Source organism: Neopusillimonas maritima, from assembly GCF_003576595.1.
GTDB lineage: Bacteria > Pseudomonadota > Gammaproteobacteria > Burkholderiales > Burkholderiaceae_B > Neopusillimonas > Neopusillimonas maritima.
On record NZ_NQOU01000001.1, the window covers coordinates 142,113 to 155,293 of the forward strand.

Sequence of the window (13,181 nt, forward strand, 5' to 3'; positions counted from 1 at the left end):
TTCGGAGGCTTCCTTATGCCACCCCATCATCATCTGAAGTCGCACGCTCGCACGGTGTCGCGCCGCGCCTTTTTGCGCCGCGCCGGCGTACTATCACTGCTTGGCGTCGCACCCGCGATTTCAACCCCCGCCATCGCCGGAATTCGCGTTTTCCAACGCGACATTGCGCTTGACCACACCCACACACTTGAGAAAGTGCAACTGGTTTATGCGTTAAACGATGATTATCTTCCCCCCGCCCTGCAACGCCTGAACGTATTCTTGCGAGACCATTACTCAGGTGCCGTGGGCACCATGGACCCCGCTCTTTACGACCAGCTCAACCAAATCCGCACGCTCTTAAGCGTAAAAGATTCGTTCGAAGTGATCTCGGGCTACCGCGACCCCCAAACCAACGAGCGCCTGCGTAAAACCCGAGGCGGCGGGGTGGCCAAGCGCAGCCTGCACATGGAGGGCAAAGCAATCGACGTGCGGCTGCCCGGTGTGCCGCTGGTCGAACTACGCGACGCCGCCATTTCGCTGAAAGCGGGTGGTGTAGGCTATTACCCCAAAGACCAGTTCATTCACGTTGACAGCGGCAGGGTGCGCACCTGGTAAAACGCACCCTGAAAAATCGATTTTCGAAAAACAGGAAACCGGCGGCAAATGCCGGTTTTTTTTCGTCATTACGCACGAAATAGCCATAAAAGTATCGTATTATTGTGAGGCCAAAACCCAATAAATTATCACCCCACCCGAGGCTCGATGACCTTACTGCTGATCCTGGCTTTACCTTTTCTGGGAAGTATTATTGCGGCGTTTCTACCCAGTAACGCGCGTAACATCGAAGCATGGCTGGCCGGTTTCATCGCGCTGGGCTGCGCGGGTTTGTTGGCGGGGTTTTATCCACAAGTGGCGGCCGGCGAAGTTATTGAGCTCAAACTAGCCTGGATTCCTTCCGCGCTGGAAATCGACTTTGTTTTACGTTTAGACGGCTATGCATGGCTCTTTGCCATGCTGGTTTCCATCATGGGCGCACTGATTGTGCTGTACGCACGCTATTACATGTCGCCCAAAGATCCAGTGCCCAGGTTCTTTTCATTTTTCTTGCTGTTCATGGGCTCCATGCTGGGTGTGGTTTTATCCGGCAATCTCATTCAGTTGGTGGTGTTCTGGGAACTCACCAGTTTGTCGTCTTTCATGCTCATTGCCTATTGGAACCACCGGCTTGACGCCCGCCGGGGCGCCCGAATGGCCCTAACCATTACCGGTATGGGCGGGCTGTGCCTGCTGGCAGGCATGCTGATGCTGGGTCACGTAGCCGGCAGTTACGACCTCGATAAAGTGTTGGCGGCGGGTGAGCAAATCCGCGCCCACCCCTGGTATACGGCCATTATTATTTTGGTGGCGGTGGGCGCCCTGACCAAAAGTGCCCAATTTCCGTTTCATATCTGGCTGCCGAATGCCATGGCCGCCCCCACCCCAGTATCCGCTTATCTACATTCGGCCACTATGGTGAAAGCAGGTGTCTTCCTGCTCGCGCGTTTCTGGCCGGTCTTGGCCGGCACCGATGAATGGTTCTGGATTATTGGCGGCGCTGGGCTTATTACGCTGGTCATGGGTTCTTACGCCGCGATTTTCCAGAATGACATGAAAGGGGTGCTGGCCTACTCCACCATTGGGCATCTGGGCCTGATTACCCTGCTGCTGGGCATGAATAGTACCTTGGGCCTAATTGCTGCTGTCTTCCACATGATGAATCACGCCACATTCAAAGCGTCGCTGTTCATGGCTGCGGGCATTGTCGACCACGAAACAGGCACCCGGGACATGTCGAGGCTATCGGGTTTACGACACGCCATGCCGGTGACCACCACCCTGGCGATTGTTGCGGCGGCATCCATGGCCGGCGTCCCCCTGCTGAACGGCTTTCTGTCGAAAGAAATGTTTTTTGCAGAAACCGTATTCGTGGCGCAAGGTTCCATTATTGAACAAATTCTGCCGCTTTGCGCCGTGGTGGCCGGCGCCTTTGCGGTGACGTATTCCCTTCGCTTCATCTACACTGTTTTTTTCGGGCCCGTTGCCACCGACCTGCCCAAGGCCCCGCACGAACCCCCTTTCTGGATGCTGGTTCCCAGCGCCTTATTGGTTCTAACCTGCCTGGTCGTGGGGATCTTCCCCCGCTACACATTGGGCCCACTCCTCCTGTCGGCCTCTAATTCCATCCTGGGTGCCGACACACCACCCTACAGCCTCAAGGTTTGGCACGGATTCAATCTGCCCCTGGTCATGAGCCTGGTCGCCCTGGCCGGTGGTATCGCCCTATGGCTCATCATGCGGCGCCTCGACAAAATGCATACCGGTCGCTCGCCGCTTCTTTACCGCCTGAACGGGCGCCAAACGTTCGAAGCCTTGCTTGAGTTTATCGATCGTGGCGCCTCACATCTGCTAGACTGGGTTGCTTCAGTTCGTCTGCAAACACAACTGATGCTGGTGGTTGCAGTAACCGTCGTGGTTGCCGCCTTGCCCTTATTGGAAAATGGCTGGTGGCAGCCCGAACTGGCAACACCGGTTAACCTGTTTTTCCTGGTGTTGTGGATCGCCGGCGGAGCCTGTGCGGTAGGCGCTGCCGTTCAAGCCAAATACCACCGTCCCGCTGCATTGGCCATGGCCGGTGGCGCCGGGCTCACCACGGCGATGACGTTCGCGTGGTTCTCAGCCCCCGATCTGGCCCTGACCCAATTAGTTGTGGAGGTGGTGACTGTTGTGCTTATTTTGCTGGGGCTGCGCTGGCTGCCGCCCCGTGTACGTGCAGAAGAAACGTACGTACTGGATCGCGTTAAAGCACTCACCCGACGTTCCCGCGACATCATTCTGGCCGTAGCCGGCGGCGCAGGCATTGCCGTGATCTCCTATGCCATCATGACACGCCCCTTCGACAACGAAATTTCTCGCTTTTTTGTTGCCAATTCGGTTCCTGAAGGGCATGGATCGAATGTGGTGAATGTCATTTTGGTCGATTTCCGCAGCTTCGACACCTTAGGGGAAATTTGCGTACTGGGTATTGTGGCGCTGATTGTCTATGCGTTGCTGCGTCGCTTCCGTCCGCCACCGGAAACCATTAAAGACGGCCCGTTACGTCGGCAAAAAGGAACAGGCCCCAATATTCCCGCAGAAGTGGAAAAGCCGGAACCGAAAGACGTATTAACGCCCAGTGGCCCGCTTAAAATACCAGCCGTTCTGGCCCGCCTTCTGCTACCCATGGCGGCGTTGGTTTCATTGTTTTTCCTTTTGCGAGGCCATAACCTGCCCGGCGGCGGCTTTATTGCCGGCCTTATTTTTGCCACCGCCATCATTTTGCAATATGTTGTGGGCGGTGTGCTGTGGGTCGAGGCCAGGCAAAACCTGAAACCCCAGTACTGGATGGGAATCGGTCTTTTAGTTTCAGCCGGCGCCGCGCTATCGGCCTGGTGGAGCATGCGCCCCTTTCTTTCCGCCTTCAAGCTTGAAGTGGCCATCCCGGGGGTCGGCATCATGCCTATTTCAACCGTGCTGATTTTCGATATTGGCGTTTATATGCTGGTCATCGGTTCAACCGTGCTGATTTTAGTGGCGCTTGCTCACCAGTCGCTGCGCTTCCGGCGTAAACCTGCCCCGGCACGCCCGACCCCCAGCCCAGAGGAGGCCGGCTAATGGAAATTGTTCTGGCATTGGCCATCGGTGTATTAACCGGCTCCGGTATCTGGCTTATTTTGCGCCCTCGCACTTTTCAGGTCATCATGGGGCTCACGTTACTGTCCTACGCCGTCAATTTATTCATCTTTTCTATGGGGCGGCTTACGATCGGCGCGCCACCGGTTATCGATGAAGCAAAAGGGCTGGATCCGGCACTTTACGCCGACCCGGTTCCCCAGGCACTGGTGCTCACTGCCATTGTCATTAGTTTCGCCACCACGGCATTGTTCCTGGTCGTTCTGCTGGCATCGCGCGGCTTGGCCGGAAATGACCATGTCGATGGGCGGGAGGCGGATCTGTGAACGCCCTGCTGACCCACTTCCCTATTTTGCCGGTCGTTATTCCCCTGGTTGTAGGGGGATTGCTGATTGTTATTAAAGACACGCATCGCCATTTCCGACTGGCGCTGTCGTTCGCCTCGATTGCGTTGCAATTGGCGGTTGCCATTCAACTCTTGTTCATCACGTCGGGGTACCAGCCCGATCTCTGGCCTTACCAGGTTGCGGTGTACTTATTAGGCGACTGGCCGGCGCCATTCGGCATTGTTGCGGTTGCCGACCGCCTGGCCGCCGTCATGCTCACGCTCACGGCTTTCCTGGGGCTCACTGTTCTCATGTATTCCACGGCACGCTGGGATCGCGCGGGCGTGCACTTTCTGCCGCTCTTTCAATTTTTGTTAATGGGACTGAACGGTGCATTTTTAACCGGCGACCTTTTCAACCTGTTTGTATTTTTCGAAGTCATGCTGGCGGCCTCTTACGGCTTAATGTTGCATGGTTCCGGAGAAATGAGGGTGACGTCCGGCTTGCATTACATTGCGGTCAACCTGGTTGCCTCATTGCTATTACTCATCGCCATCGCCCTGATTTATGGTGTCACCGGCACCTTGAACATGGCCGATTTGGCCATTCGAGCCGGTGAGCTTCAGGCAGGCGACCGGCGTTTGTTTGAAACCGCCGCCGCCATACTTGGAGTGGCCTTTCTTATTAAAGCCGCCGCCTGGCCTTTGAATTTTTGGCTGGCACCCGCCTACGCAAACGCCTGCCCTCCTGTTGCAGCGGTATTCTGCATTATGACCAAAGTGGGCATTTACGCCCTGCTGCGCCTGGGCTCGTTATTGCAGCCCACCGGAGCCCCGGCCGCGTTTGGCGGCGAATGGATGTACCCGGTCGGTCTAGCCACCCTTATATTCGGCACCATCGGCATATTGGCTGCCTACCATGCAGAGCGCGTCGCCTCGTACTGCGTCATCATTTCAGCGGGTACCCTGCTATCGGCGTTGGGAATGCCCGGAGTCGCCATGACTGGGCCGGCGTTGTTCTATTTAATCAGCTCCGTCGTCGCAACAGCGGCATTCTTCCTGCTGCTTGAAATGGTTGAACGCACCCGTAGCGTCGGCGCCGATATTCTGGCGGTCAGTATGGAAGCATTCGACCTGGACGACCCCGACGCCAACCTGTCGGAACGTACCGACACCGTGGTGGGCGTCGCCATTCCCGCCGCCATGGCGTTTCTGGGTCTGAGCTTTATTGCCAGCGCCATTTTAATTGCCGGACTTCCGCCCTTGTCGGGTTTTGTGGCCAAATTTTCTTTGTTATCGGCAGCTTTTCAAACCTCTGAAACCATGCCCTCAATGGCGGCATGGTTCCTGGTTGGCGCTGTTCTGTTTGCCAGTCTGGCGGCCATTCTTGCTTTGGCGCGTACCGGCATTCGCCTTTTTTGGGCAAATGAAACGGTTACGCCACGTTTACGCGTCAGTGAGGCCACACCGGTGGCCGCGCTGGTATTTGCCGGCATTGCCCTGGCTATCTGGGCTGGGCCGGTACTGGACTTCATGAACGAAACAGCCATCTCACTGGACAATCCCGAGACCTATATTGATGCCGTCCTGTCGCATGACCCTGTACGTAAACTGGGGAACGGAGGCGGGTCATGAAAAAAGTGATTAACTGGTTAATGCTGCCGGCGCTGTTAACCGTGTTATGGCTACTGCTTAACCAAACATTGGCATGGTCCCAGGTTGTATTAGGTGCGGTGTTGTCGCTGCTACTTGCTTGGGCGGCCATGGCCTTGCGCCCATTGCGCTCGCATCCCAAAAAACCGCTTGTCATTATCAGTTTGTTTTTTAAAGTCGTCGTCGACATTACAAAGTCAAACATTGCCGTTTTCAAGATTATCTGGTTCAAGCCGGCCAATCACACGCCGGGATTTATCCGCATTCCACTTGAACTTAAAGACCCGCACGGCTTGGCGGCTTTGGCTTGCATCCTAACGTATACGCCGGGTACGGTCTGGTCGGGATATTCCGACGAAAGCGGCGTCATGACCCTGCATGTACTCGACCTGGAAGACACTCAAGTTTGGATTGACCTCGTTAAAAACCGTTATGAACGCCCACTGATGGAGATTTTCGAATGATGGATACCGTTCTGATCTGGGCCGGCACGTTCGCCCTGTTTTGTTTTGCCCTGGCCTTCACCTGCGCCACCATACGCCTGCTGCTGGGCCCCACGCCTCAAGATCGCGTATTGGCGGTGGACACCATGTATATCAATGGGATTTGCATCGTCCTGGTGCTAGGGGTGAATTTTGCCACCAGCGTTTACTTCGATATCGCCCTTGTTATGGCGCTGTTCGGCTTTATCAGCTCGTCGGTCATGGCTAAATTCCTGTTTAAAGGCGAGGTCATTCAGCCATGAACAGTCTGCCTCTATGGGCTTCGATCCCGGCCACACTTATGTTGATTGTCAGCGGCGTTCTAACCCTAACCGGGTCACTGGGCTTGTTGCGTTTCAAGCGGTTCTACTCGCGCATGCATGCCCCCACCCTGGGTAACACACTGGGTGTCACGTTAGTCTTGCTTTCCTCAGCACTTGTCTCCAGCGCCCTGTTGCAACGCGCGGTTATTCACGAACTTCTTATCACTTTCTTTCTGATTGTGACATCGCCGATTACCGCGATTTTGCTCATGCAAGCCGGGCTACGCCGCGACCCGCGCCAGCCTTTGTCGAATGACAGCCACGATGTCGTCGACTCTGACTGAAAACTTTTTTTACGTTTAGGGTAGTTAAGAATTAGGGTTTGTGCCAATATAAAAGCGTGTTATTCATCCTTAACGGAGGGAACAATGACAAGCACAAAACGAATTGGTATCTTAACTTTGGCCTTGGGCGGCGTTTTTGCCATGGCGAGCGCCAACGCTCAAACCCAAACACCCGAACAGCGTTACCAACAAGAACTACGTCAATGCGAGCAGCTTAGCCCAACCGTGGATATGCAGGCATGTAAACGCGAAGCCGGCGCTGCACTGCAAGCCTCCCGACGTGGCAACCTGCAAAACCACAACGGTATGAATTACGATCAAAACAGAACAGAACGGTGCGCGGCATTACCCGCCGGCCAGCGTGATGAATGCATGATGCAAATGTCGGGCCAAAACACCCGCACCATGGGGAGCGTTGAAGAAGGCGGCATTTTGCGGGAAACAACCATTACCGTTCCGGCAACCCAGTAACACTGCCTGGTATGCGGTTCGGGCTAAAGCTCGAGCTGCATTCCCATTTCCACCACCTTATTCGGTGGAATCTTGTAGAACCGTGTACTACGCGCCGCGTTACGGGCCATGAAGGCAAACAACACACGACGCCAACGCTGATGCCACGCAATTTTGCGTACCACAATAATGCTTTGACGCGATAAGAAGTAAGACATTTGCATCGGCTCAAGCTCGACTTCCGGATGTTCCTGAGCAACCTGCTCCAGCAGCTGCGGCACATTGGGCTCTTGCTTAAAACCCCAACGCGCCACGATTTGCCACGATGACCGACTGATGTGCTCCAACTGGTAGCGCTCGGTATACGAAACGTAAGGTACGTCGGCCACGTCAACCGTAACAAACAAAACGTGCTCATGCAGAACTTTGTTGTGTTTCAAATTGTGCAGCAATGCCGGCGGCACTGTGTTCACAATCATGCTCATGAAAACAGCGGTGCCGGGAACCCGATTGGGCGGATATTCCTCGAGGCCCTGCATAAACTGCTTTAGCGGCTGCTGGCCATCGGCCAACGTATGATGAATTTGATCGCGTCCGGTTTTCCAGGTCAACATTAATGTTAGCAACACGATCGCAATCGAAAACGGCAACCAACCCCCATCGACAATTTTTTGCGTATTCGACGTGAACAACAAAATGTCGATGAGCAAAAACAAAGTTAGCAGCACAAACCAACCCGCCCGACGCAAACCGGTACTACCGCGCGGAAGGACGGAAAATGCCAGCAGGGTTGTCATAAGCATGGTGGCCGTTACGGCAAAGCCATAAGCACTGGCCAAGTTCGCCGAAGATTGAAACCCCAGCACGAGGACCATGACCCCAACAAACAACGCCTGGTTCACCCGCGGAAGAAAAATTTGCCCTTCTTCTTTTGCGGATGTATGCAAAATTTCCATACGTGGCCAGAATCCAAGTTGTACCGCCTGGCGCGTAACCGAAAAAGCGCCTGAAATAACGGCCTGAGATGCAATAACGGTTGCCATCGTGGCCAAAACAACCAGAGGAATCAGCCCCCATGAGGGCGCCATAAGAAAGAAAGGGTTACGCAACGTGGAAGGGTCGGCAATTAAAAGCGCCCCTTGCCCGAAATAACACAACAACAAGCCTGGCAAAACAATGCCGAACCATGCGCGGCGGATGGCACTGCGGCCGTAATGCCCCATGTCGGCGTAAAGCGTTTCCGAACCCGTTAGCGCCAACACCACCGCACCCAGCAACAAATAAGTGCTGAAAGGTGCGTCATCCATAAGCCGAAGCGCCCATAGGGGATTCAGGGCCAAAAGAATATCCGGTGTCTGAAAAATACGCCAGGCCCCCAAAATACCGATTACGGTAAACCAGACCAGCATAATCGGACCGAAAAACTTGCCAATTGCACCGGTTCCGTGACGCTGCACCAGAAACAAGGCAATGATCAGGCCCGCGGCGATGGGCACAACCCAGTCGTCGAACGTGTGGGAAACAACACTGACCCCTTCTACCGCAGACAGCACCGAGATTGCGGGGGTAATTACGCTATCGCCATAAAACAAACAGGCCCCGATGAGCCCAAGTACCGTAATCACCCAGCGTTTGCGACCTGAACGACCCCGCCCGGCCAGCTCCATTAACGAAAGTGTGCCCCCCTCGCCTTTGTTATCGGCCCTTAACATTAAGGTGACGTACTTAAGCGACACCACAATCATTAACAGCCAAAACAAAAGAGACAGAACGCCCAGAACCTCTTCAGTACTATAGGTGCCAAAATGGGATAAAGCCGCGCGAACGGTATAAAGCGGGCTGGTGCCAATATCGCCGTAAACCACGCCAAGCGCACCCACAACCAACGCAGAACGAGCGGTTGAACCTGTATGGCCGCTTTCCGACACCGAATGATTTGACATAAAAAACCTTGTTGAACACCGGGTAAAGGATTAACCCCGGTTCAGCCCGGCACCGATGCGTGGGCCGGGAAACACAATATTAATACGGGTGCCGCTAAACTCGGGACGACTAACCAGTTTCCAACCGGCACCATGCGCCTGCGCAATTTCCTGCACAATAGCCAGGCCCAACCCCGACCCTTCGCTCTCTGCTTTGGGCGCACGATAAAACGCCTCAAAAGCGCGCAACTGCGCTTCGGGAGCAATGCCACTGCCATTGTCCTCAACCGACATAGACGGCGGCGTTTGCCCCACATGCAATACGATACGGGTTGCGCCTTTAGCGTAGCGCAAAGCGTTATCAATCAAATTGCTTAGCAATGCCTCAAGCAACAAAGGATCGGCATCCACCCACACCGGAAACTCCGGCGCGTGCAACTGTAAATCAATCTTGTGCGACCGCGCAACCGGTACCCATTCCAACGCGGTTTGACGCACCCAATCGGCCAAATCAAGCCGACGGAACGTTTCCTTGATTTGCGCCGACGAATCGGCGCGCGCCAACACCAGCAATTGTTGGCCTAAACGAATCATTCGATCGGTTACCGCTTTGATGCGTTCAGCCCGCGCACGCACATCATCGGGCAGAGGTTGCGCCAGCATGAGCTCGCATTCAAGACGCAGGCCGGTTAATGGCGTTCGTAACTGATGCGCGGCATGACCCACGAAACGACGTTGCCCTTGGGTTGCCTCGTTCAAACGCGCAAGCAAATCGTTAATATGGTTAACAACGGGCGCCGCTTCGGTTGTTACTCCTTCGATACTCAACGGAGACAGATCATCGGCAGAGCGCTGCTGTATTTCGTCGGCCAGTTTGTTTACCGAGCTGAGCCCCGACTTAACGCCCACCACCAGAACCCAAATGAACAGCAGCACCAGAATGGCCTGGCCGGCAAGCATAATCCAGAAAATATCGCGCAGCACCCAGACCGACAAATTAATTCGGCTGGTAATGATCCATGTAACAGCCAGGTCGACCGCCACCAGAAACATAACCGGTGGCAGTAAACGGAGAATTAAATGTCGCGCCAGCGACCCACGGGGAAAAAGCGTGCGCAAAGGTTTGAAATCAAGACGCACTGTCAAGATCAAGAAGATAGCCGAAACCACGAATGGTCTGGATGCCTACGCCCTTACCTTCCAGGCGCTTGCGCAGGCGGTAAATATAGACTTCGACCGCGTTCTCGCTGAAGTCGCCATCCCAGGCCGACAGCGAATTGACGATTTGCCGTTTGGTGACCACCCGACCGGCGCGCCCCATGAGCATTTCAAGCACTGAGAGCTCTCGTACCGACAAATTAAGGCGATCTCCGTTAATACGGACCTCCCGCCCCACGGTGTCGAACGACAGTTGGCCCACCTCAATGGTAGGCTGAGCCTGACCCGCCCGCCGTCTGGCAAACGCCCTTACACGGGCGGCAAGCTCAGCAAGTTCGAAGGGTTTGGTAACGTAATCGTCGGCGCCGGCATCCAGGCCGGCAACACGGTCGTCCAGCCCATCGCGCGCGGTAAGAATCAAAACGGACTCTTGGTGGCCGTTGGCACGAATCTGGTTAAGCAAATCCAACCCGCTGACATCAGGCAGGTTCAGATCCAGAATAAGTAAATCGTAATCTTGCGCTTTTAGCGCCTTAAGCGCCGGTGCACCGGCCTCAAGCCAATCGACGGCGTAACCCTGCGCGGTTAAAAACTCGCGCAGCGCATGGCCCAACGTGGTGTCGTCTTCAATTACCAGAACTCGCATGCGCAGATTCTAGCGCTTTTTCTCCAGGACGGGTAATGAATCCCACTTTCTGCATGCCCGCCTGCTTCGCACCGGCCATAATTTGAGCCAACACATCGTAACGTGTGTCACGATCGGCGCGAATGTGAAGATTTGGCTGCGGCTCGAGAACAGCCTGTTCCGCAAGCAACTGGGGTAAGGCGTCGAGCGTTACCGCCTGCTCGTTCCAGAAAATTTGACCCTGCGCATCGACGGCCAAATCGATGATATCGGGCTTCTGTGTAACGGGTTCAGACGAAGCCTGCGGCACATTGATTTGGATCGAATGCGTCAGCAACGGGGCCGTCACCATGAAAATAACCAACAGTACCAACATGACGTCAATCAGCGGCACCATGTTGATTTCCGATTGCGTCTGGCCACCGCCGTTGTTATTAAAGCTGCCGAATGCCATATTGAATCCTGCCCTGAAATTTACACATTAAGCCTGGGCGGCGCGAGTGGCCGGCCGTTTCGAGCTTACTTGCTGACCGGTCGTAAGGAAGGTGAACAGGTCGTGCGCAAAAGCATCGAGCCGTGCCAGATAAACCCGGTTGGTACGCACAAAAGCGTTATACGCCAATACAGCGGGAATGGCTACGGCCAAACCCAACCCGGTCATCACCAACGCCTCGCCCACAGGCCCGGCAATACGGCTGATTGAAACGCCGTCCGACAAGCCAATGCCGATCAGTGCATGATAAACACCCCACACCGTACCGAACAACCCCACAAACGGCGCGGTTGAGCCAATGGAAGCCAGCACGGTAAGACCGTTCTCAAGCTTGGCGGTTTCTTCATCGATGACCTTACGAATGGTGCGAGTGACAAACGCATTGGTAGAGCCTTTTTCCTCCAGCCGTACCGCACCGTATTTTTCATGGTGGTTGCGTGCATGAATGGCATGACTGGCCAAATGAGAAAAGGGTTCGTTGGCACCATGCGTGGCAATTTCATTCTCTACTTGTTCCAGCGAACTGGCCGCCCAAAACTGCTGCAGGAATCGTTCCGAGCGACGGCCGATACGCCAGTTCGTAATTGACTTCACAAAAATCAAATACCAGCTGGTCAGCGACATCAGCACCAGAATCACGAATAAGGCTTTGCCCACCATGTCGCTTTGCGCGATGAATTCGAGCATCCCGGGCTGTTCCTGCGTGATACCGGCCATTTCAGTTAATACCGGTGCCGCCGAATTCGTGGCTTCCTGCACCAATGTGGTCGTTGATTCGATACTTTCGCTTGCCGCCTGAGCAACGATTGTGATCAATGATTGCAATACTTCAGACATAGGTCTTCCTATAAGACAAATTCAAAAGGGATATCCGCCAGCGCCGGGTAAGCCACACCATTTTCTGTGTACGGACGGAAACGGGCCTTGCGTGCCGCGTCTAGGGCCGCATTATCCAAACGGGGATGACCCGACGAACGCTGTACCGACACTTTCTGAACATCTCCTTGCGGAGAAATCAGCACGCGAACCACGACGCGCCCGGTTTCACCACGCCGGATAGAGAGACGGGGATACTCGGGTACGGGGCGACGCCCCTGGTAATCAACCTGCCCCACCACGCGTGGGCGGTCGGGATCGACCGGCGCCTGCGGTGCTTTGGGCGGTGCTTTCTCGCTTGCCTGCCCACCCGCCTGAGCGGTTTTCTCGGCCTTGGTTACATCGGGCTTGGGCTGTGGCTTAGGTTTCGGCTTGGGCTTGGGTTTTGGCTCGGGTTTAGGCTTGGGCTGTGGCTCGGGTTTAGGTTCCGGTTCCGGCACAGGCTTCGGTTCAGGCTTTGGCTCAGGCTCAGGCTCCGGCAACAGCATCTCGGGTTCAGGCATTTCCGTTGGCGTCCATTCGGGTTCAGGAATGGGCTCGGGTTCCGGTTCGGGCATGATTTCCGGCTCGGGCATCTCGGTGGGTGTCCACTCAGGTTCCGGGATAGGTTCGATCTCGGGTTCAGGCTCCTCGACTGGTTCAACGGTTTCTTCGGCCGGTGCCGTATCGACCACCTCATCGGAAATTTCAACATACTGAATAGTCGTGGCTTCCGGCAAGGAAAGCTCGGATTGCTGCTCGGACGAGAACCAAATGGTGGCAGCCAATACTGCATGAACGCCGAGCATGCCCGCAAGGGCAAAAAGCTTGACGCCATAAGATGGCTGGCCGGGGCCGGAGGAATGAAACGACATGAACGAAACGACTTAAGTGAAAGTGGCAAGACCATGCTTGCCGCCC

14 protein-coding genes are annotated in these 13,181 nt (G+C 55.1%); 8 read left to right on the top strand and 6 right to left on the bottom strand.

Annotation, left to right across the window (positions count from 1 at the left end; all coding sequences use genetic code 11):
• Positions 1-15 precede the first annotated feature (15 nt).
• The 8 genes from CJO09_RS00695 to CJO09_RS00730 all read left to right on the top strand — a co-directional run bounded on the left by CJO09_RS00695 (position 16) and on the right by CJO09_RS00730 (position 7,228).
• Positions 16-597 carry a YcbK family protein gene (locus tag CJO09_RS00695; protein WP_119440657.1) on the top strand — a complete coding sequence of 194 codons (582 nt, stop codon included), beginning with the start codon at positions 16-18 and terminating at the stop codon, positions 595-597.
• 147 nt (positions 598-744) lie between these two features.
• Complete coding sequence (locus CJO09_RS00700; protein WP_119440658.1) at positions 745-3,672, top strand: monovalent cation/H+ antiporter subunit A; 2,928 nt, start codon at positions 745-747, stop codon at positions 3,670-3,672.
• Positions 3,672-4,016 (top strand): Na+/H+ antiporter subunit C, encoded by a 345-nt coding sequence (locus CJO09_RS00705; RefSeq protein WP_114420588.1) that lies wholly within the window; start codon positions 3,672-3,674, stop codon positions 4,014-4,016. The genes CJO09_RS00700 and CJO09_RS00705 overlap by 1 nt, the downstream gene beginning before the upstream one ends.
• Complete coding sequence (locus CJO09_RS00710) at positions 4,013-5,650, top strand: monovalent cation/H+ antiporter subunit D (protein ID WP_119440659.1); 1,638 nt, start codon at positions 4,013-4,015, stop codon at positions 5,648-5,650. Before CJO09_RS00705 ends, CJO09_RS00710 begins: the two co-directional genes overlap by 4 nt.
• Positions 5,647-6,132: a Na+/H+ antiporter subunit E gene (locus CJO09_RS00715; RefSeq protein WP_119440660.1), complete on the top strand. Its 486-nt coding sequence runs from the start codon at positions 5,647-5,649 to the stop codon at positions 6,130-6,132. The genes CJO09_RS00710 and CJO09_RS00715 overlap by 4 nt, the downstream gene beginning before the upstream one ends.
• Positions 6,129-6,413 (top strand): K+/H+ antiporter subunit F, encoded by a 285-nt coding sequence (locus CJO09_RS00720; RefSeq protein WP_119440661.1) that lies wholly within the window; start codon positions 6,129-6,131, stop codon positions 6,411-6,413. The genes CJO09_RS00715 and CJO09_RS00720 overlap by 4 nt, the downstream gene beginning before the upstream one ends.
• The gene (mnhG, locus tag CJO09_RS00725; RefSeq protein WP_119440662.1) at positions 6,410-6,757 is read left to right on the top strand and encodes a monovalent cation/H(+) antiporter subunit G; all 348 of its coding nucleotides are present in this window, start codon (positions 6,410-6,412) and stop codon (positions 6,755-6,757) included. The genes CJO09_RS00720 and mnhG overlap by 4 nt, the downstream gene beginning before the upstream one ends.
• An 84-nt stretch (positions 6,758-6,841) precedes the next feature.
• The gene (locus tag CJO09_RS00730; RefSeq protein WP_119440663.1) at positions 6,842-7,228 is read left to right on the top strand and encodes a hypothetical protein; all 387 of its coding nucleotides are present in this window, start codon (positions 6,842-6,844) and stop codon (positions 7,226-7,228) included.
• Between the two features lie 23 nt (positions 7,229-7,251).
• Here CJO09_RS00730 and CJO09_RS00735 read toward each other — a convergent pair whose 3' ends face one another.
• Genes CJO09_RS00735 through CJO09_RS00760 form a run of 6 tightly spaced genes read right to left on the bottom strand, consistent with a single transcriptional unit; the run spans position 7,252 to position 13,135 of the window.
• The gene (locus CJO09_RS00735) at positions 7,252-9,150 is read right to left on the bottom strand and encodes a potassium transporter Kup (protein ID WP_119440664.1); all 1,899 of its coding nucleotides are present in this window, start codon (positions 9,148-9,150) and stop codon (positions 7,252-7,254) included.
• Between the two features lie 30 nt (positions 9,151-9,180).
• Positions 9,181-10,281, bottom strand: coding sequence for an ATP-binding protein (locus CJO09_RS00740; RefSeq protein WP_391523627.1), 1,101 nt, complete (start codon positions 10,279-10,281; stop codon positions 9,181-9,183).
• Complete coding sequence (locus CJO09_RS00745; protein ID WP_119440665.1) at positions 10,259-10,933, bottom strand: response regulator; 675 nt, start codon at positions 10,931-10,933, stop codon at positions 10,259-10,261. Before CJO09_RS00745 ends, CJO09_RS00740 begins: the two co-directional genes overlap by 23 nt.
• Entirely contained in the window at positions 10,914-11,366 is a 453-nt protein-coding gene (locus CJO09_RS00750; protein WP_114420581.1) for an ExbD/TolR family protein, read from the bottom strand. Before CJO09_RS00750 ends, CJO09_RS00745 begins: the two co-directional genes overlap by 20 nt.
• Before the next feature lie 27 nt (positions 11,367-11,393).
• Entirely contained in the window at positions 11,394-12,242 is an 849-nt protein-coding gene (locus CJO09_RS00755; protein ID WP_114420580.1) for a MotA/TolQ/ExbB proton channel family protein, read from the bottom strand.
• Positions 12,243-12,250: 8 nt separating this feature from the next.
• Positions 12,251-13,135 carry an energy transducer TonB gene (locus CJO09_RS00760; protein WP_119440666.1) on the bottom strand — a complete coding sequence of 295 codons (885 nt, stop codon included), beginning with the start codon at positions 13,133-13,135 and terminating at the stop codon, positions 12,251-12,253.
• Positions 13,136-13,181: the final 46 nt, after the last annotated feature.